The sequence below is a fragment of the Streptomyces sp. NPDC058000 genome (genome assembly GCF_042886435.1).
In the GTDB taxonomy this organism is placed as follows: Bacteria; Actinomycetota; Actinomycetes; order Streptomycetales; family Streptomycetaceae; genus Streptomyces.
Genome location: NZ_JBHVQS010000012.1, coordinates 79128 through 98533 on the forward strand (window position 1 = coordinate 79128; position 19406 = coordinate 98533).

12 protein-coding genes are annotated in these 19406 nt (G+C 73.9%); 5 read left to right on the top strand and 7 right to left on the bottom strand.

Annotation, left to right across the window (positions count from 1 at the left end):
• Nucleotides 1-55: 55 nt before the first annotated feature.
• Complete coding sequence (locus ACFVT2_RS15500) at nt 56-847, bottom strand: phosphatase (RefSeq protein WP_390017263.1); 792 nt, start codon at nt 845-847, stop codon at nt 56-58.
• A 192-nt stretch (nt 848-1039) separates the two neighbouring features.
• Between ACFVT2_RS15500 and speB the strand changes: the two genes are divergently transcribed.
• Entirely contained in the window at nt 1040-2011 is a 972-nt protein-coding gene (speB, locus tag ACFVT2_RS15505; protein WP_390017265.1) for an agmatinase, read from the top strand.
• 250 nt (nt 2012-2261) lie between these two features.
• Here the strand turns inward: speB and ACFVT2_RS15510 are convergent, their stop codons facing one another.
• Both ACFVT2_RS15510 and ACFVT2_RS15515 read right to left on the bottom strand, forming a co-directional pair.
• On the bottom strand, nt 2262-2699 hold the full coding sequence (locus ACFVT2_RS15510; RefSeq protein ID WP_390017267.1) for a hypothetical protein: 438 nt from the start codon (nt 2697-2699) through the stop codon (nt 2262-2264).
• A 62-nt stretch (nt 2700-2761) separates the two neighbouring features.
• Nucleotides 2762-4333: a helix-turn-helix domain-containing protein gene (locus ACFVT2_RS15515; RefSeq protein WP_390017270.1), complete on the bottom strand. Its 1572-nt coding sequence runs from the start codon at nt 4331-4333 to the stop codon at nt 2762-2764.
• A gap of 222 nt (nt 4334-4555) precedes the next feature.
• Between ACFVT2_RS15515 and ACFVT2_RS15520 the strand changes: the two genes are divergently transcribed.
• Both ACFVT2_RS15520 and ACFVT2_RS15525 read left to right on the top strand, forming a co-directional pair.
• Nucleotides 4556-6058, top strand: coding sequence for a sodium:solute symporter (locus tag ACFVT2_RS15520; RefSeq protein ID WP_390017273.1), 1503 nt, complete (start codon nt 4556-4558; stop codon nt 6056-6058).
• Between the two features lie 98 nt (nt 6059-6156).
• Nucleotides 6157-7884, top strand: coding sequence for a thiamine pyrophosphate-binding protein (locus tag ACFVT2_RS15525; protein ID WP_390017275.1), 1728 nt, complete (start codon nt 6157-6159; stop codon nt 7882-7884).
• 10 nt (nt 7885-7894) lie between these two features.
• Here the strand turns inward: ACFVT2_RS15525 and ACFVT2_RS15530 are convergent, their stop codons facing one another.
• Genes ACFVT2_RS15530 through ACFVT2_RS15540 form a run of 3 tightly spaced genes read right to left on the bottom strand, consistent with a single transcriptional unit; the run spans nt 7895 to nt 11554 of the window.
• Nucleotides 7895-8533, bottom strand: a complete 639-nt coding sequence (locus ACFVT2_RS15530; protein WP_390017277.1) for a TetR/AcrR family transcriptional regulator — start codon at nt 8531-8533, stop codon at nt 7895-7897.
• Nucleotides 8530-10815, bottom strand: a complete 2286-nt coding sequence (locus ACFVT2_RS15535; RefSeq protein ID WP_390017280.1) for a YhgE/Pip family protein — start codon at nt 10813-10815, stop codon at nt 8530-8532. The genes ACFVT2_RS15530 and ACFVT2_RS15535 overlap by 4 nt, the downstream gene beginning before the upstream one ends.
• The gene (locus tag ACFVT2_RS15540; protein ID WP_390017282.1) at nt 10787-11554 is read right to left on the bottom strand and encodes an ATP-binding cassette domain-containing protein; all 768 of its coding nucleotides are present in this window, start codon (nt 11552-11554) and stop codon (nt 10787-10789) included. The genes ACFVT2_RS15535 and ACFVT2_RS15540 overlap by 29 nt, the downstream gene beginning before the upstream one ends.
• A gap of 237 nt (nt 11555-11791) precedes the next feature.
• Here ACFVT2_RS15540 and ACFVT2_RS15545 point away from each other — a divergent pair, with 237 nt between their 5' ends.
• Nucleotides 11792-14650: a discoidin domain-containing protein gene (locus tag ACFVT2_RS15545; RefSeq protein ID WP_390017284.1), complete on the top strand. Its 2859-nt coding sequence runs from the start codon at nt 11792-11794 to the stop codon at nt 14648-14650.
• Nucleotides 14651-14777: 127 nt separating this feature from the next.
• On the top strand, nt 14778-18836 hold the full coding sequence (locus tag ACFVT2_RS15550) for an ABC transporter ATP-binding protein (RefSeq protein ID WP_390017287.1): 4059 nt from the start codon (nt 14778-14780) through the stop codon (nt 18834-18836).
• Here the strand turns inward: ACFVT2_RS15550 and ACFVT2_RS15555 are convergent.
• On the bottom strand, nt 18833-19387 hold the full coding sequence (locus ACFVT2_RS15555) for a CGNR zinc finger domain-containing protein (protein ID WP_390017290.1): 555 nt from the start codon (nt 19385-19387) through the stop codon (nt 18833-18835). The genes ACFVT2_RS15550 and ACFVT2_RS15555 overlap by 4 nt on opposite strands.
• Nucleotides 19388-19406: the final 19 nt, after the last annotated feature.

Genomic DNA, 19406 nt, shown 5'->3' on the forward strand with positions numbered 1-19406 from the left:
GCAGGCCGCCCCCTGCCCCTGCGGGGGGTGCCTGCCTCTTCAGCCCGTATGCACGTCAGCTCAGCCCTGCCGCATCCAGCAGGTAGCCGGTCAGTGGGTCGTAGTGGCGGGGGCTCAGGACGTGGTCGTCCAGGGGGATGGTGACCTGGACGGTGCCCTCGGATTCGGCGAGGAAGAGCGCGGGGTCGTTGCAGTCGGCGAAGCCGATCGTGGGGATGCCGCGCTGGCCCGCGCAGCCGGCCCAGCCGTGGTCGGCCACGACGAGGTCCGGCTGGGGGCGGCCGGCGCGCTCCAGGCCGTCCAGGATGGCCGCCATCGGCTCCGGGGAGTGCGTGTGCCACAGCGTGGCACCGCGTTCCAGCATCGCCACGTCGCCGAACTGGAAGACCATGCCGTCGTCGGCGTGCAGCCCGTCGGGGATGACCACGATCTCGCAGTCCCGGGCGTGCAGGGCCTGCGCGGTGGCGCGGTGGACGTCCAGCAGGCCGCCCGGGTGGCCGGTGGCGAACAGGACGCGCTGCCGGTCGGCGGCCGCCTTGCGCAGCACCGCGGCCGCGCGGTCCAGGGCGTCCACGGTCAGCTCGGGGTCGATGGTGTCCTGGCCCTGCCGGTGGTGCGGGTCGTCGCTGACGCCGCAGCGTTCCGCCATCACGGCCAGCACGTCCTGCTCGTCCGTCCAGCGGTCGCCCAACTCCAAGCCGAACCAGTAGTGGCGGTCGCCGTTCGCGAGCCGGCGGTAGTGGAGGAGGTTGTTCTCGCGGGGGGTGGCGACCTGCCCGGCGATCCGGGTCCGTACGAGGTGGTCGATGAGTTCGACGCGCGAGGGGGCGGTAGCGGCTATCGGCATAGCGACATTGTGCCCGTACGGATCTCCAGGGGCCGGGCGTTCCACAGCGCGGACACCGGGCGGACACGGGCCGGACACCGCCAGGGCGGCTCGGTGGGCGGCGGCGGGGCTGGACAGAATGTCGAACGCCGGTGGCCTGGAGCTCGGAAATGTCCATGTCCCGGGTGGTGGGGCGGTCCCTACTCTGCCCCCATGACCACCGCATCGCACGAGCCCGTGGGCCCCGTCGACTCCTCCCGCATTCCGCGCTACGCCGGGCCCGCGACCTTCGCCCGGCTGCCCCGCCTCGACGAGGTCGGCGGCCGGACCGATGTCGCCGTCGTCGGTGTCCCCTTCGACACCGGCGTCTCCTACCGCCCGGGCGCCCGCTTCGGCGGCAACGCGATCCGTGAGGCGTCGCGGCTGCTGCGGCCGTACAACCCGGCGCAGGACGCCTCGCCGTTCGCGCTGGCGCAGGTCGCGGACGCCGGGGACATCGCGGCCAACCCGTTCAACATCAACGAGGCCGTGGAGACCATCGAGGCCGCCGCGGACGACCTCCTCGGCTCCGGCGCCCGCATGATGACGCTGGGTGGCGACCACACCATCGCGCTGCCGCTGCTGCGCTCGGTCGCCAAGAAGCACGGTCCGGTCGCGCTGCTGCACTTCGACGCGCACCTGGACACGTGGGACACCTACTTCGGCGCCGAGTACACCCACGGCACCCCGTTCCGGCGGGCCGTCGAGGAGGGCATCCTCGACACCTCCGCGCTCTCCCACGTCGGCATCCGCGGTCCGCTCTACGGCAAGAAGGACCTCACCGACGACGAGAAGATGGGCTTCGGCATCGTCACCTCGGCCGACGTCTACCGCCGCGGCGCCGACGAGATCGCCGACCAGCTGCGCCAGCGCATCGGTGACCGGCCGCTCTACATCTCCATCGACATCGACTGCCTCGACCCGGCCCACGCCCCGGGCACCGGCACGCCGGAGGCGGGCGGTATGACCTCCCGCGAGCTCCTGGAGATCCTGCGGGGGCTGGCGTCCTGCAACCTGGTGTCCGCCGATGTCGTCGAGGTCGCGCCGGCCTACGACCACGCGGAGATCACGGCCGTGGCCGCCTCGCACACCGCGTACGAGCTGACCACGATCATGTCGCGGCAGATCGCGGACGCACGCGGCTGACCGTCGACTGCGGATCCCCCGGAACCGCCGGCGAGCCTGGGGCTCGCCGGCGGTTCTTGTACGTGCGGTACGTGCGGTGGGTGCGGTGCATGTGGTGCGTGCGGCGGGTGCTGCGGATGGGCGGATGGGGCGGATACGGCGGTCAGTCGGCTTGAGGTAGGGGGAGGGGCCAGTCGCTGACACCTGCTGTCACAGGGGCGTCGTCGTCCGGCCGCCGTCCACGCTCCGCGACGGCCGGCTTCGGGGTGCGTCAGGCCGTTCCCGGGCGGTACCACTGCCGGTAGACCGCAATGGCGGATTCCGGGGGGAAGTTGGGCACCGTGGTCACGTCGCCGTTGCTCTTGGCGATCACGATGTGGGTGCCGCCGGGGCTGGCCGGCGGGGCGGTGGGGTCCTCGGGGGCGGGCCGGCCGGCGTGGACGAGGTAGCCCTCGTCGAATGCGTGGACCAGGAGCGAGACCGGGCCGCCCGGGGAGCCGACCGGCGGGAAGTAGGCGCGACCGATCTCCAGGGCGTGGTCGGCGGAGATCGGGACCACCTTGGGCGGGGCGCCGACGCTGGCGCCGGGCTGCTGACCGGGGACGGTGCTCGGCGGGTACGGCGGCAGCGTCGGCTGACCGCCGGCGGCACCCTCCGGAGCGCCCGCGTTCCCGCCCTCGTTCGCGGCCGGGTCGCCGGCTGTGGGCACCCGAGGGGCGGTTCGGGCGGTGCGGCCGATTTGGTTGATTCGGTTGATTCGATTGATGCGGTTCACTCCGGTGATTCCCCTGGTGCGTCCTCCAGGGTGCGGAGGGCGAACCACAGTTCCATGCGGACGTCGGGATCGTCCAGGTCGGTGCCCAGGAGGCGGGCGATACGGGTGATGCGCTGGCGCACGGTGTTGCGGTGGATGTCGAGGGCGACCGCTGTGCGGTCCCAACTGCCGTGCAGAGAGAGCCAGTTGTGGAGGGTGGTGAGCAGGTGCGGGGAGTCGACGAGCGGGGCGAGGCGGGCCCGGGCGTGCTCCCGGGCGTCCGCGGGGTCGAGGAGGGCGCCGAGGCCGTGCAGGTCGGCGGCGTGGTGCCGCACCAGCCCGGTGCGGCGGGCGAGGGCGCGGCGGAGGGCGGTCGCGGCGTGTCGGTCGGCGGCGGGCAGGTCGGCCACCGGGACGGGTGCGCTGACGCCCAGCGTCCAGCCGGGGAGCGCGGTGACCTCGCGGTCGCCGGGGACCAGGGCCCGTAGCCCGTCCGGGGCGGAGGCCGGGGCCACCAGCGGGGTCGTCAGGGCGGTGGCCAGGGTGGCCGGTGCGGCGGGGGTGTCGCGGCGGGGCGCGGCGTGGACGACGGTCCACCGGGGATGGCCGAGGAGCGGGGCGACGTCGGCCGGGCGGGCGCCGACGAGGAGGTGGACCAGGGCCGCGGAGTGTGCGGCGCCGGTCGGGCCGGCGGTGGTGGACGGGCCGGTGATCAGGGAGAGCAGGACGGCGGCGACGCCCGCGATGGTGTGCGCGGGCGGGTCGCCGGGGTCCGTGGCGACCACCAGGGCGAGCCCGCCGCCGGTGTCCTCGGGGTGGGCGGCGGCCGTCCGGTCCCGTTCTGCGGGCCCGGCGCCCGCCTGTCCCGTCAGGGCGTAGCCGGTCAGTTGGGTGCCCGGGAGGGTGTCCGCGGCCGAGGTGGGGCCGCCTGCGGTGACCACCCCGGCCAGGCGGACGGCCGCGGCCCGGCAGGCGGCGGAGGGGCGCGGGCCGGCCGAGCCGTGCGGGGTGCCGTCGGGGGCGAGCAGCGCGGCCCAGCCGTGTGCGTGGCGGGCCAGCGCGCGCAGGACGGCGGCGGCCGGCTCCGGTCGGGCGGCCGCCGCGGACAGGGCTCGCTGGGCCGCGCCGATCCGGGTCAGTTCGCGGTGCCGGGCCTCGGTCACGGCCTGCCAGACGGCGCTCTCCACGGCCGTGAACGGCGTCCCCTCGGGGACCTCGACGAGCGCCAGCCCGTGCCGGTCGCAGGCGTCCACCAGGGCCCGCGGGACGGTCCGGTGCACCGGCGCGATGCCGAACCCGAGGGCGGCGGCACCGGCCGCGACGGTACGGGCGGCATAGCCGTCCAGATAGCCGTCGAGCGCGTCGCCGTCCTTTGAGGACACCGCCTCCGCCAGGTGGACGCCGGCGGTCAACAGCAGTTCGCCGCCCAGGAGGTACGGCACCGGATCGGCCATCTCCGAGGTGTGCACCCAGTGGATCGTCACCCCCTCGCGGGGCCCGGCGAGCTGACGCAGGCCCAGGTCCGTACGGGCGAGCAGATCCGCCAGGGGGACCGGAGGGGTGGACGGCGGGGGCAGCGGGCGCGGCATGTGCGGACCCTCCACGTCGGGGGCGGCGGAGTGGAGGAAACGTACACTTCAGCGCCGTCCGTGCGCCTCCTAGGGTCAACCCCCGAGACGGGTCGCCCCCACCGCCCCACTCGCCCCTCCCTCCTCACAGCACCTCACAGCACCCCACCCCTGCTTCCCCTTGTTTTCCCCTCTCCCCCCGCTCTCCCCCTCTCCCCTCGGCGCAGCTGGAAGGGATGGCCCATGGCTGTCGACTATGCGGTGATCGTTCTCTATTTGGCCGGCATGCTCGCCATGGGGTGGTGGGGCATGCGGCGCGCCACGTCGAAGAGCGACTTCCTGGTCGCCGGGCGGCGCCTCGGCCCCGTGATGTACTCCGGGACCATGGCCGCGATCGTGCTCGGCGGCGCGTCCACCATCGGCGGGGTCGGCCTCGGTTACCAGTACGGACTGTCCGGGGCGTGGATGGTCTTCACCATCGGCCTCGGGCTGCTGGGCCTGAGCGTCTTCTTCTCGGCCCGGATCGCCCGACTGAGGGTCTACACCGTCTCCGAGATGCTGGACCTGCGCTACGGCGGCGCCGCCGGGATCATCTCCGGCGTGGTCATGTGGGCGTACACCCTGATGCTCGCGGTGACCTCGACCATCGCCTACGCGACCATCTTCGACGTCCTCTTCGGCATGGACCGCACCCCCGCGATCATCCTCGGTGGGGCGATCGTGGTGGCGTACTCGACGCTCGGCGGCATGTGGTCGATCACCCTGACCGACATGGTGCAGTTCGTCGTGAAGACGATCGGGGTGCTGCTGCTCCTGCTGCCGCTGGCGATCGTCAAGGCGGGCGGCTTCGCCCAGTTGGAGGCCCGGCTGCCGGACGACTACTTCGCCCCGCTGGGCATCGGCGGCCAGACCGTCTTCACCTACGTCCTGATCTACTCGTTCGGGATGCTGATCGGGCAGGACATCTGGCAGCGGGTGTTCACCGCGCGCAGCGACAAGGTGGCGCGCCTGGGCGGCACCGTGGCCGGTACGTACTGCCTGGTGTACGCGGTGGCGGGGGCGGCCATCGGCACCGCGGCCAAGGTCCTCTACCCCCATCTGGGCAGCCCGGACGACGCGTTCGCGACGATCGTGAAGGACGCGCTGCCGGTGGGGGTGCGCGGACTGGTGCTGGCGGCGGCACTGTCGGCGGTGATGTCGACGTCGTCGGGGGCGCTGATCGCCTGTGCCACGGTGGCCAACAACGACATCTGGGCGCGGGTGCGGCGCGGGACCGGGCGCCGGTCGGGCCGGCCGGAGGCGCCCGACCGCCGGTCGCCCGAGGCGGCCGGGCCGCACGACGAGGTGCGGGGGAACCGGCTGTTCATCCTGCTCATGGGCGTCGCGGTGATCGTCATCGCGGGCGCGCTGAACAACGTCGTCGAGGCGCTCACCCTCGCCTACAACGTGCTGGTCGGCGGGTTGCTGGTGCCCATCCTCGGGGGCCTGCTGTGGAAGCGCGGCAACGCCGCCGGGGCGCTGGCCGCCGTCGTGGTCGGCGGGCTGACCGTGGTCGGTCTGATGGTCGCCCTCGGGGTCCTCGCCAACGAGCCCATCTACTACGGGCTGCTCGCCTCCCTCGTGGCCTACGTGGCGGTCAGCCTGGCCACCCGGCCCACGGACGCGGCGGTCCTGGCGGCCTGGCGGGAACGGCTGAGCCCGCGGCCCGCGGCCGTGACGGGCGCCCCGGGCCCGTCCGGCGACTGACCCTCCGGAGCCCCCGAGCGTCGCCGATAGCCCCCGAGAGTCGCCGTCAGCTCCCATGAGCCGCCGATCGACCCCGACGAGACGGAGAGAACACCGCCATGAGCACCACCCCGACCCCCGCGCCCCCCACGGCGACCCGGCCGCCCCGCACCGGCGGCGACCTGGTGATCGAATCGCTCACCGCACTCGGCGCCGACACCGTCTTCGGACTTCCCGGTCAGCACGCGCTGGGCCTGTTCGACGCGCTCCGTCGCGCGCCGGGCGTGCGGTACGTGGGGCTGCGGGTGGAGAACAACGCGGGCTTCGCCGCCGACGCCTACGCCCGGACCACGCACCGGGTCGCCCCGCTGCTGGTCTCCACCGGGCCCGGCGCGCTGCTGACACTGCCCGCGCTCCAGGAGGCGGCCGCCGGTTCGGCCGCCGTCCTGGCCATCGGCAGTCAGGTGCCGGTGGCCGGGCTGGGCGGCGGCCGCCACGGCTATCTGCACGAACTCCCCGACCAGGCGGCCGCGTTCCGGGGCGTGGTCAAGTCCGTGCACACGGTGCGGGCCGCGTCGCAGATCCCGTCCGCGGTGGCCGCGGCGTGGGAGTCGGCGCTGAGCGCCCCGCACGGCCCGGTGTGGCTGGAGATCCCGCAGGACGTGCTGCTGGCGCCGGTGGACGTCCCGCCCGTCACCGAACTCGCCGTCGCACCAAGGGAGTTGTTGCCGCGGCGGGAGCTGATCGCGGAGGCGGCCCGGCGGCTGGCGGCGGCCCGGCGGCCGGTGATCCTGGCTGGTGGTGGCGTCGTACGGGCCGGCGCGGAGGGGGAACTGCTGGCGCTGGCCGAGCGGTTGCGGGCGCCGGTGGCGACCACCTTCGGGGGCAAGGGCGCCTTCCCCTGGGAGCATCCGCTCTCCCTCCAGTCCTGGCTGGAGGACCGCCACACCACCGACTTCCTGGAGGACGCGGACACGCTCCTGGTGGTCGGTTCGGGGCTCGGCGAACTCTCCTCGAACTACCACACCTTCCGACCGCGCGGCCGGGTCGTCCAGATCGAGGCGGACCTCGGCAAACTGGAGTCCAACCACGCCGGGCTGGGCCTCCACGCGGACGCCCGGGCGGCGCTGGCCGCACTGCTGGCGGAGCTCCAGGAACGGCTCCCGGAGCAGCTTCCGGAACAGCGGCCCTACGAGCCGTCCCCCGATGAGCCGTCCTACGAGCCGTCCCCCGAGGGTGCCGTCGCCGCGCTGCTCGCCCGGGTCCGGGACCGGCTCGACGGCCAGGGGCTGGAGGCGGAGCGGCGGATCCTCACCGCGGTCCGCACGGCGCTGCCCGACGACGCGGTCAGCTGCTGGGACATGACGATCCTGGCGTACTGGGCCTGGTCGGCCTTCGACCCGCGGCGGACCAACGTGCTGCACTCCGCACAGGGCGCCGGTGGCCTGGGCTACGGGTTCCCGGCGGCGCTGGGCGCGGCCGTCGCCGCCCCGGGCCGGCCGGTGCTGGCGGTCTCCGGCGACGGCGGTGCGATGTACTCGCTCGCCGAACTCGCCACCGCCCGCCAGTACGACCTGCCGGTGACCTGGCTCATCGTCGACGACGGCGGCTACGGCATCCTGCGGGAGTACATGACCGACGCGTTCGGCGCGACCGCTGCCGAGGCCACCGAGCTGACCCGCCCGGACTTCGTGGCGCTGGCCGGGGCGTTCGGGGTGCCGGCGGTCCGGACGAGCCCGGAGCGGCTGGCCGCGGACCTGGCCGCGGCGCTGGCCGCCCCCGGCCCGTCGGTCGTCGTCCTCCCCGCCCGGCTGCGGATGTTCGCCCCCACGCACCTGACGGCGTGAGCGCGCCCGCTCATGCCCCGACCCGCCCCTGCACCAGCTGGGACAGCGCGGCGTGCACTTCCTCGACCGACCGGTCGGGCTGGAACGACTGCCAGTCCAGCGCGGCGACCAGCACCATCCCCAGCAGTGCGGAGGAGGTGAGGGGGACGTCGAGTTCGTCGCTGAGCTCCCCGGCGCGCACGGCGTCCGCCAGCACCGACTCGACGACCGCCAGGGCGCGGCCCCGTACGGAGGTGAGGGTGGCGCGCCAGGTGCGGTTGGTGCGCCAGAGTTCGGCGACGTAGAGCTGGGTCAGGGCGGGGGAGCCGGCGATGAAGTCCAGGCCGGCGCGGATCATCGCGTCGAGGGCGTCGACCCGGGTGCCGCCGCGGGCGACGGTCCGGTCGGCGGCGGTGCGCAGGGAGGCGGCGAGCAGGTCGATGCCGTCCCGCAGGAGTTCCTCGTAGAGGACGTTCTTGCTGCTGAAGTTGTAGTAGACGGTGCCCTTGGCGACGCCCGCGCGCTCGGCGATCTCCTCGACCGTGGTGGCCGAGAAGCCCTGTTCGGCGATGAGGGTGACGGCGGCGTCGAAGAGCCGGCGTCGGGTCGAGGCGCGGCGGGGGGCGGCGCCGGAGATGGCGCCGCCCCCGTTACCGGAGCGTGTGCTCACAGGCTGAGCTCCGGGTGCAGGTCCTTCATCCGCACGACCTGGCGGCTGCGGGCCGCGAGGGCGGTGAGGGCCAGCGCGCCCAGCGTGAACGCGGCGAGCACCGCGCTGCCCTGCCAGACGACGTCCACGTCACCGCCGGTGATCAGCCGGCGCAGACCGTCGACGACGTAACTCATCGGCAGGAACGGGTGGATGGCCGAGAAGAACGCCGGGCTGGTCTGCACCGGGTAGGTGCCGCCCGCCGAGGTCAGCTGGAGCATCAGGATGACCAGCGTCAGCACCCGGCCCGCCGGCCCGAAGAAGGCGCTCAGCAGCTGGATGACGGCGGTGAAGCAGGCGGTCGCCAGCATCAGGAAGCCGATGGTGGCACCCGCACGGGCCATCTCCAGGCCCAGCGCCCAGTGCAGCACGGCCATCAGGGCCAGCACCTGGACGACGCCGATGGCGAAGGCCGGCAGCCAGGAGCCGAGCGCGATCCGCCAGCCGGGTGCGCCCGCGGCCAGCGCCCGCTTGCCGAGCGGCGCCAGGAGCATGAACGCGACCATCGCGCCGACCCAGAGGGAGAGCGGGATGAAGTACGGGGCGAGGCCGGTGCCGTAGTTGGGCGCCTTGTGCATCGACTTGGCGGCCAGCTTGACCGGGTCGGACATCACGTCGGTCCGGTCGTCGCGGTCCTTCTTGTCGTAGTCGGGGATCTTGGCGACCCCGCTGTGCAGCCCGGTGGCCAGCTGGTTGGCGCCGTCCTTGAGCTGGTAGAGGCCGCCGCTGAGCTTCTCGGCGCCGTCGTGGGCGGTGCCGAGGCCGTTGTGGAGCTGGCCGGCACCGTTGGCGAGGTCGCCGGCACCGTTGTGGAGCTGGCCGGCACCGTTGGCGAGGTCGCCGGCGCCCTTGTGGAGCTGGCCCGCGCCGTTGGCGAGGTCGCCGGCGCCGTTGGCGAGGGTTCCGAGGCCGGCGGCGAACTGGCCCGCGCCCTGCGCGACCTGGTGGGCGCCGGCGTTGAGCTGGTTGAGCTTGGCGAGGTCGCCGTCCGCGTTCTTGATGATGCCCGGCACCTGGTCGGCGACCATCTGGGCGCCGTCGTGGACCTCGCGCAGCTTGGCGCGCAGCTGGCCGAAGTCCGTGCGGGCGATGTCGTTGTTGACCTTCTCCGCCAGGTCGGCCCCGAGCTTCGCGCCGGCTGCGTTCCCCTTCATGCTCGCGCAGTCGGGGTCGGTGTTCCCGCCCGTGCACCGCTTCTCGTAGAGGGCCTCGGCGTCGTCGGCGTTCTTGCGGGCCTGGGTGGCGGCCTTGGCCGAGTTCGCCGGCAGCTTGGCGAGGAGGTCGTCGATGTCCTGGGTCGCGTCGGCGACGAACTGCGCGCCCTTGGCGATCTCCGCGCCGTGCTCCTTGATGTAGGGGAGGTCCTTGCGCGCGAGGCCGTCGACCTTGTCGGCCAACTGCTGCGTGCCGTCCGCGACCTGGCTCGCGCCCTGGCTGAGCTCCTTGGCCTTGGAGGCGGCCTGCGCCGCGCCGTTGCTGAGGTCGCCCGCGCCCTTGTCGAGCTTGCCGGCGCCGTTGCTGAGGTCCCCGGCGCCCTTGTCGAGCTTGCCGGCGCCGTTGCTGAGGTCGCCCGCGCCCTTGTCGAGCTTGCCGGCGCCGTCGTTCAGCTTCCCCAACCCGTCGGCGAGTTCGCCCGACTTCTGACCGGCGGTACCCAGGCCGTCATCGACCTTGCCCGCGCCGTCCGCCGCCTTGGCGGTCTCGTCGTGCAGGTCGGAGAACGACACGAAGATCTTGTCGAAGAAGGCCCGGGTGGACTTCGACGACGTCTTGGCGCGGATCTCCGAGAACACCGTCTTGGAGATCGAGCCGACGATGTAGTTGTTGGCGTCGTTGGTGCGGACCTGGAGGGCACCGGTCTGCGGGTCGGCACCGCCGCTGGAGGCGATCTTCTTGCTGAAGTCCTTCGGGACGGTCAGCGAGAGGTAGTAGTCGCCCTTCTCCAGACCCTTGGCGGCGTCGGCGGCGCTGACCTCCTCCCAGTCGAAGGTCTTGCTGTCCTTGACGTTCTTGGCCAGGTCGGCGCCGGCGGTCAGCTTCTTGCCGTCGGAGGTGGCGCCCTGGTCCTCGTTGACCAGCGCGACCGGGATCTTGTCCAGCCGGCTGTACGGGTCCCAGAAGGAGCAGAGGTAGAGCGCTCCGTACAGCAGCGGGATGAGCATCAGGGCGACCAGGCCGAGGCGGGGGAGTTTCCCCCGGCCGAAGCGCCGGAGCTCAAGCGCGGCCAGTCTCGGCGAACGCATGCGCTGCTTCCTCCTTGTGGGTGTCGTGGGTGTCGTGGGCGGTGGGGGTGCTGGCGGTCGCGCCCGTGGAGACGACCAGGGCGTCCGCCGGGGCGTCGGAGGCGACCGCGACGACGGTGGTGCCGGCCAGTGCCACGTCCCGCAGCAACTGCCAGGCCGCGGCACGCTCTTCGGCCGACAGCTTGAGGTCGAGGTCGTCGACGGCCAGCAGGCGCGGGTGGTGCATGGCCGCGAGTGCCACCGACAGCCGCAGCGCCTCCAGGCGCTCCAGGTCGCGGACGCAGGTCCGCAGGCCCTTGGGCAGGGTGTCCGGGTCGAGTCCGGCGGTCGCCAGGGCGGCGTCCACCAGGGCCCGGGTGGCTTCCTTGCGGCGGCGGCCCCAGAGGAGCGGGGCGCCTCGGCGGCCCAAGAGGGCCTGTTCCCGGAGGTGTTCGGCGACGGTGAGGGCCGGTTCGAGGTCGGCGATACCGGGCACGTGCGCGAGCGCGGTACGGCCGCGGACCGTTCCCATCCGCTTGGGCAGCGGGAAGCCGGCGACCGTGGCATGGCCCTCGGCGATCCGCATCCGTCCGGTGAGCGCGAGCAGCAGGCAGGTGCGGCCGGAGCCCGACGGGCCCTGTACCGCGATCAGCGACCCCGGGTCCGCGGTGAGGTCGACGCCTCTGAAGGCCCAGCCGCGTGGGCCCTTCACTCCGATGCCCCGGGCGTTGATGGCCGCCCCCTGGCGGGTGGTCTCCACAACCCCTCCTTTTGATCTGACTGGTCAGTCTAAAAGTGTGCCGTACGCATGCCCGTATTGGCCAATCGGAGGCGACGTGAGGGCCGGAAATCGATGACCGCGGCCGGAAATCGATGGACCGTGCATTCAACGGTGACGGTGCGATTCGTCGGCCCGTAGGGTGCGCAGACGTTGGGCAGAGCTGAGGCTGGGTCCGTGCCTCGGAGCGCGGTACCGGCCGCGCGGGGACGGAGAGCCATGGACCACACGGAGCGGACGCCACAGCAGGGCGCCCGGAACGACGGCGGGCAGCGCCCGGAGCCGCCCACCGCCCACCCCGACGGGCCCCGCCGCAGGCGCGGACCACTCGCCGCGCTCCTCGCCGGCACCCTGCTCGCGGCCCTGGCCCCCGCCGCCGCCCCGGCCGCCGCCGCGGACCCCGCGCCCGCCCCGGACGCCGCCGCGCAGCGCTCCTGCACCGCCGACGGCTGGGCCGCCACCGCCACCGCCATCGACCCCCAGGACAGCCACCACGCCTACGTCGGCAACGGCTACCTCGGCCAACGCGTCCCGCCCAACGGCATGGGCTACGCCGCCCCCGGCGGCACCACCGGCTGGCCCCTGAAGACCCCCGAGTACGACGGCTCCTTCGTCTCCGGCCTCTACGCCAAGGGCCCGGCGAACCTCCAGGGCCGCCAGGCGATAGCCGCCCTCCCCACCTGGACCACCCTGGACGTCACCACCGGTGGCCCCCACCCCGACACGTTCTCCTCGGCCACCGCCCCGGGCCGCATCAGCCACTACCGCCAGACCCTCTCCCTGCGCTGCGGCTTCGTCCGCACCGCACTGACCTGGACCGCCGCCGACGGCCGGGCCACCGACCTGGTCTACGACGTGCTCACCGACCGGGCCGCGGCGCACACCGCCGCCGTCCGCCTGCGGATGACGCCCCACTGGAGCGGCGCGAGCACCGTCACCGACACCCTCGACGGCCGCGGCGCCCGCCGACTGCGCCCCGCCGGCCCGGCCCCGGGCGACCGCGCCGGCCGCCCCGGCACGGTCACCGTCGGCTTCCGCACCGACGGCACCGGCACCGAGGGCGCCGTCGCCTCCACCCTGCGCGCCGGGCCCGGCGTCCCCGCCGCCCCACCGCACGCCGGTCCGACGGCCGCCGGACCGCAGCGCGGCTCCGCCGGCTCCGCCGCCGAGGACCTCAGCGCCCACCAGCGACTGACCTTCCCGGTCCGCCGCGGCCACACCTACGAGCTGACCAAGTACGTCGGCGTGGACACCGCGCTCACCTCCCGCGGTCCGCGCGCCGCCGCCGAGACCGCCTCCCGCCGGGCCGCCGACTCCGGCTGGGCCGCCCTGACCGCCCGGCACCGCGCCGCCTGGCAGCAGCTGTGGCGCAGCGACATCGAGGTGTCCGGGCAGCCCGCGCTCCAGTCCTGGGTCCGCTCCGCGGAGTACGGACTCCTGGCCGCGACCCGTCCCGGCAGCGCCAACAGCATCGGCCCCACCGGCCTGACCAGCGACAACTACGCCGGCGAGGTCTTCTGGGACGCCGAGACCTGGATGTACCCGGGCCTGCTGGCCACCCACCCCGACCTCGCCCGGTCCATCGTCGACTACCGCTACCGCACCCGGGACGCCGCCCGCGCCAACGCCCGTCGCCTCGGCTACCAGGGCCTCTTCTACTCCTGGACCAGCGGCAGCACCGGCGACCTGTGGACCGAGTGCCACAGCTGGGACCCGCCGCACTGCAAGACCCAGAACCACCTGATGGGCGACATCTCGCTGGCCGCCTGGCAGTACTACCTCGCCACCAAGGACACCGCCTGGCTGAAGTCCCGCGGCTGGCCCGTCCTGGCGGGCATCGCCGACTTCTGGGCCTCCCGCGCCACCCGCAACCCCGACGGCAGCTATTCCGTCAAGAACGTCGCCGGCCCGGACGAGTACAGCAACGGCGTCGACGACGCGGTCTTCACCAACGCCGGCGCCGCCACCGCCCTGCGCGACGCCACCCGCGCCGCCACCCTCCTGGGCGAACCGGCCCCCGCCGCCTGGCAGACCGTCGCCGACAAGCTGCGGATCCCCTACGACAGCACCAAGAAGGTCTTCGAGCAGTACGCCGGGTACAAGGGGACGACCATCAAGCAGGCCGACACGGTGCTCCTGATGTACCCCCTGCAATGGCCGATGACCCAGCAGCAGGCCGCCGCCACCCTCGACTACTACGCGGCCCGTACCGACCCCGACGGCCCGGCCATGACCGACTCGGTGCACGCCATCGACGCCGCCGCCCTCGGGGAGCCCGGCTGCGCCACCTACACCTACCTCCAGCGCGCCATCAAGCCGTTCGTCCGCGGGCCGTTCGCGGAGTTCTCCGAGGCCCGCGGCGAGAAGGCCGGCGCCGGCGACCCGCACGCCGGCCGCCCCGCCCAGGACTTCCTCACCGGCAAGGGCGGCTTCCTCCAGGTCTTCACCCACGGCCTGACCGGCCTGCGGATGACCGAGGACCGGGTGCGCCTGGACCCGATGCTGCCGCCGCAGCTGTCCGCCGGCGTCACCCTGCGCGGCCTGCTCTGGCAGGGCCGCACCTTCGACGTCGCGCTCGGCGCCCACCAGACCACGGTCCGGCTCACCGCCGGCCCCGCCCTGCCGCTCGCCACCCCCGAGGGCGACAAGCTGGTCAGCCGCGGCGTCCCGGCCGTCCTCAAGACCCGCCGTCCCGACCTCGCCGCGACCACCGACGCCGCCCGGTGCGCCACCGCCACCGCCAGCTCCGAGGAACCCGGCCTCTACGCCGGCGCCGCGGTCGACGGCAACGCCACCACCGCCTGGGTCCCGGACGCCGCCGACGGCACCCTCACCGTCGACCTGGGCCGCACCGTCACCGTCGGCCAGATCACCCCGCACTGGACCGCCACCCGCCCGACGTCGTACGTCGTGCAGGTCTCGCGGGACGGCCGGCACTGGACCGGCACCGGCTACGCGGGCCGCAGCCCGGCCCGGTACGTCCGCGTCGTGGTGCACGGCGACACCCGGCCCGGGCCCGGCGGCAAGCCCGCCCCGCATCCGGGCGTCACCGAGCTGGAGGTGACCCGGGCGCGCTGACCCCGCCCCGGGCGGGGGAGGGCCGGCTCCGCCACGGCGGTTCGTCGCGGCGGTTTGTTGCGGCGGGATGAAATCCGCCGCCTCCGGTGTTGGTTCTGTGCGGTAGACGACGCATGGGAGGCATCGGGTGGCGGGGACGGACACGGCACGACAGGGCTGGGCGCGGCGACTGATCGGCGACTGTTGGCAGTACCGCAAGGACGTCCTGCTTGCGCTCGGCGCCTCGCTCGCCGGGATGGCCGTCACGGCGCTCGTCCCGCTCATCCCCAAGCTGATCATCGACGACGTGATCGTCCGGCACGAGCGGGCCCTCGCCCCCTGGGCCGTGCTCCTGATCGTCGCGGCCGTCGTGGTCTACGGCTTCACCTACCTCCGCCGCTTCTACGGCGGCCGGCTCGCCCTGGACGTCCAGCACGACCTGCGCACCCGGATGTTCGACGCGATAGCCCGACTCGACGGGCGGCGGCAGGACGAGCTGAGCACCGGCCAGGTCGTCGGCCGCGCCACCAGCGACCTCCAGCTCATCCAGGGCCTGCTGTTCATGCTCCCGATGATGATCGGGAGCGTCCTCCTCTTCGCCGTCTCGCTGGCCGTGATGGCCTTCCTCTCCCCGCTGCTGACGGTCGTCGTGCTGGCCGTCGCCCCGGCCCTGTGGTTCATCGCCCGCCGCAGCCGCATCCGCCTGTTCCCCGCCACCTGGTACGCCCAGGGCCAGGCCGCCGCGGTCGCCTCCGTCGTGGACGGCGCGGTCTCCGGTGTCCGGGTCGTCAAGGGCTTCGGCCAGGAGGAGCAGGAGACCGGCAAGCTCCGGGAGGTCAGCCGCCGCCTGTTCGCCGGCCGGCTGCGCACGGTCCGCCTCAACGCCCGCTACACCCCCGCCCTACAGGCCGTCCCGGCGCTCGGCCAGGTCGCGATGCTGGCGCTCGGCGGCTGGATGGCCACCCAGGGCCACATCACCCTCGGCACCTTCGTCGCCTTCTCCACCTACCTCGCGCAGCTGGTCGGCCCGGTACGGATGCTGGCCATGATGCTCACCGTCGGCCAGCAGGCCCGCGCCGGCGTGGAGCGGGTCTACGAACTCATCGACACCGAGCCGACCATAGAGGAGCACCCGGACGCCCACGCGCTGCCCGCCGACGTCCCGGCGACCGTCGTCTTCGACCGCGTCACCTTCGGCTACGGCCCGCACCACGAACCGACCGGCAACGCGCACGGCCAAGACGGCCAGAACAGCCAGGACGGCCAGGACAGCCGAGGCGACGAGGAGAGCCCGGCCGACCAGGACAGCCCGGCTGACCAGGCCGCCGGCACCGGCACCGGCACCGGAGGGCCCCCCGCCCCCCGGCCCCTCCGCCCCGTCCTCGACGATTTCTCCCTCCGCATCGACGCCGGCGAGACGGTCGCCGTCATCGGCGCCTCCGGCAGCGGCAAGTCCACCGTCTCCCTGCTGCTGCCCCGCTTCTACGACGTCACCGCCGGCCGCGTCCTGGTCGGCGGCCACGACGTCCGCGACCTCACCCTGGAATCGCTGCGCGCCGCCATCGGCCTGGTCCCCGAGAGCAGCTTCCTGTTCTCCGACTCCATACGGGACAACATCACCTACGGCCACCCCGAGGCCACCGACGACCAGATCCGCGCCGCCGCCCGCGCCGCCCAGGCCGACGGCTTCATAGCGGAGCTGCCGCACGGCTACGACACCAAGGTCGGCGAACAGGGCCTGACCCTCTCCGGCGGCCAACGGCAGCGCATAGCCCTGGCCCGCGCCATCCTCACCGACCCCCGGCTGCTGGTCCTCGACGACGCCACCTCCGCGGTCGACGCCCGGGTCGAGCACGAGATCCACGAGGCGCTGCGCGGCGTCATGGCCGGCCGCACCACGCTGCTGATCGCCCACCGCGCCTCCACCCTGGCGCTCGCCGACCGGGTCGCGGTCCTCGACGGCGGCCGGCTCGCCGACATCGGCACCCAGGAGGAGCTGGCCGAACGCTGCGCCCTGTACCGCCGGCTGCTGACCGCCCCGGAAGAACTGGGCGGCGTCCCGCACGACCCCGCCGGCGTGGTGGGCGGCGCCTTCGACGGCGAGTACGCGGCGTCCGGGACGACCGGCCTGCTGGAGCCCGCCACCGACCGCGACCGGCCGCACCCCGACGGCACCCCCCGCCGCCCCGGTGTCCTGGTCGACGCCGACCCGGACGAGCCCGCCGACCCCACCGCCGCCGCGGCCGCCACCGGCGGCATCACCCCCGAGCTGTGGGTCCGCCGCGAGGAGGAGGCCGAGGCGGGCGCCGCCGGCACCGCACCCCGCGCGGCCACCGCCGCCGGCCCCGGTATCGCCGCCGCGATGGCCGGCAGCCCGGCCACCCCCGAACTCCTCGCCCAGGTCGCCGCGCTGCCCCCGGCCGGCGACACCCCCGACATCGACGAGGCCGCCGCGGTCCGCCCCGAGCGCTCCTACGGTCTGCGCCGGCTGCTGCACGGCTTCGGCGGGCCGCTGGTCCTGGCCCTCCTCCTGGTCGCCGTGGACGCGGTCGCCTCACTGCTGCTGCCGGTCCTCATCCGGCAGGGCATCGACGACGGCGTCCGACGCGGCATCCTGGCCGGCGTCTGGACCGCCGCCGGGTTCGCGCTGGCCGTGGTCGCCGCCCAATGGGTCGCCCAGATCGGCGCCAACCGCATGACCGGCCGCACCGGCGAACGGGTCCTGTACTCCCTCCGCCTGAAGATCTTCGCCCAGCTCCAGCGCCTCGGCCTCGACTACTACGAGCGCGAGCTGACCGGCAAGATCATGACGCGGATGACCACCGACGTCGACGCACTGTCCACGTTCCTCCAGACCGGCCTGGTCACCGCCGTCGTCTCGGTCCTCACCTTCTTCGGCATCCTGCTCGCCCTGCTGGCCCTCGACGTCCAGCTGGCCCTGGTCGTCTTCGCCACCCTCCCCCCGCTGGTCCTCGCCACCTACGTCTTCCGCAAGCGCAGCGTCAAGGCGTACGAACTCGCCCGCGAGCGGATCAGCACCGTCAACGGCGAACTCCAGGAGAGCGTCGCCGGACTGCGGATAGTCCAGGCGTTCCGCCGCGAGGGACACGGCGCCGAGCGGTACGCCGCGCACAGCGACGCCTACCGCCGGGCCCGGGTGCGCGGCCAGTTCCTGATATCCGTCTACTTCCCGTTCGTCCAGCTCCTGTCGTCCGTGGCGTCCGCGCTGGTCCTGATCGTCGGGGCCGACCGGGTCGGCGGGCACACCCTCACCGTCGGCGCCCTGGTCGCCTACCTCCTCTACATCGACCTGTTCTTCGCGCCCGTCCAGCAGCTCTCCCAGGTCTTCGACGGCTACCAGCAGGCGTCCGTCTCGCTCGGCCGGATCCGCGAACTCCTCGCCCAGCCCACCTCCACCCCGGCCGCCGAGCACCCCCGCGAGGTCCCCGCGCTGCGCGGCGACCTCACCTTCGACGACGTCCACTTCCACTACCGGGACCACGACGAGCAGGCCCTGGCCGACATCGACCTGACCATCCCCGCCGGCCAGACCGTCGCCTTCGTCGGCGAGACCGGCGCCGGCAAGTCCACCCTCGTCAAGCTCGTCGCCCGCTTCTACGATCCGACCGCGGGCGCGGTCCGCATCGACGGCACCGACCTGCGCGAACTGGACCTGACCGGCTACCGCCGCCGGCTCGGCGTGGTCCCCCAGGAGTCCTACCTCTTCGCCGGCACGGTCCGCGACACCATCGCCTACGGCCGCCCGGACGCCACCGACGCCGACGTGGAGGCCGCCGCCCGGGCGGTCGGCGCGCACGCCATGATCGCCACCCTCGACGGCGGCTACCTCCACGAGATCGCCGAGCGCGGCCGCAACCTCTCCGCCGGCCAGCGCCAACTCCTCGCCCTGGCCCGCGCCGAACTCACCGACCCGGACGTCCTGCTGCTCGACGAGGCCACCGCCGCCCTGGACCTGGCCACCGAAGCCGTCGTCAACCAAGCCACCGACCGCCTCACCGGCCGCCGTACCACCCTCGTCGTCGCCCACCGGCTCACCACCGCAGCCCGCGCCGACCGGGTGGTGGTGCTCGACCGCGGCCGGATCATCGAGGACGGCACCCACTCCCAACTACTCGCCCGCGGCGGCCGCTACGCGGAACTCTGGCGAACCTTCACCGGCGAGGAGGAGACCCTCACGGTGTCCTAGGCCGTGACGGCGGTCTTCCTGCGGGCGCGGTACGCGGCGGCCTTGAGCTTGTTGCCGCAGGACTCCATGCCGCACCACTGGCGCCGGCTGCCGCGCGAGCGGTCGACGTAGACGCGGGTGCACTCGGGGTTGCCGCACTCCTTGAGCAGGGGGACGTCCGGGCCGCTCAGCAGTTCCACCGTGTGCCGGGCGACGGCGGACAGCGCTTCTCGCTGCGTCGCCGCCGTCCAGCGGCCGGAGTGGGTCAGCTGCGGTGCCGCGGGAGCCCTGCGGGCCGCGTCGTTGACCGCGGCCAGCGCCTCGTCGTCGAAGTCCGCGCCGCGGCGCCGGGCCGTGATCAGCCGGTAGACGGCCTCCCGTACCGTCGTCGCCCGCTCCACGTCGGCCTGCCGGGCGGGCGAGACGGCGTCGACCAGGCCGGACTCCACGTACCAGGCGTCCAGGCGGTCCGGTGCCGCGAACATCTCGAACCGCGCCGTGCGGCGGGCCCGGAGCGTGGCCGCGAAGTCCAGGGCCGGATTGCCGCACACAAAGACATGATCCAGGTTCACGTCACCATCTTGACGGGTG

Excerpts from the sequence above, each read along its gene's own strand:
- ACFVT2_RS15500 (WP_390017263.1), bottom strand. The coding sequence starts at position 847 with ATGCCGATAGCCGCTACCGCCCCCTCGCGCGTCGAACTCATCGACCAC.
- speB (WP_390017265.1), top strand. The coding sequence starts at position 1,040 with ATGACCACCGCATCGCACGAGCCCGTGGGCCCCGTCGACTCCTCCCGC.
- ACFVT2_RS15515 (WP_390017270.1), bottom strand. The coding sequence starts at position 4,333 with ATGCCGCGCCCGCTGCCCCCGCCGTCCACCCCTCCGGTCCCCCTGGCG.
- ACFVT2_RS15520 (WP_390017273.1), top strand. The coding sequence starts at position 4,556 with ATGGCTGTCGACTATGCGGTGATCGTTCTCTATTTGGCCGGCATGCTC.
- ACFVT2_RS15525 (WP_390017275.1), top strand. The coding sequence starts at position 6,157 with ATGAGCACCACCCCGACCCCCGCGCCCCCCACGGCGACCCGGCCGCCC.
- ACFVT2_RS15535 (WP_390017280.1), bottom strand. The coding sequence starts at position 10,815 with ATGCGTTCGCCGAGACTGGCCGCGCTTGAGCTCCGGCGCTTCGGCCGG.
- ACFVT2_RS15545 (WP_390017284.1), top strand. The coding sequence starts at position 11,792 with ATGGACCACACGGAGCGGACGCCACAGCAGGGCGCCCGGAACGACGGC.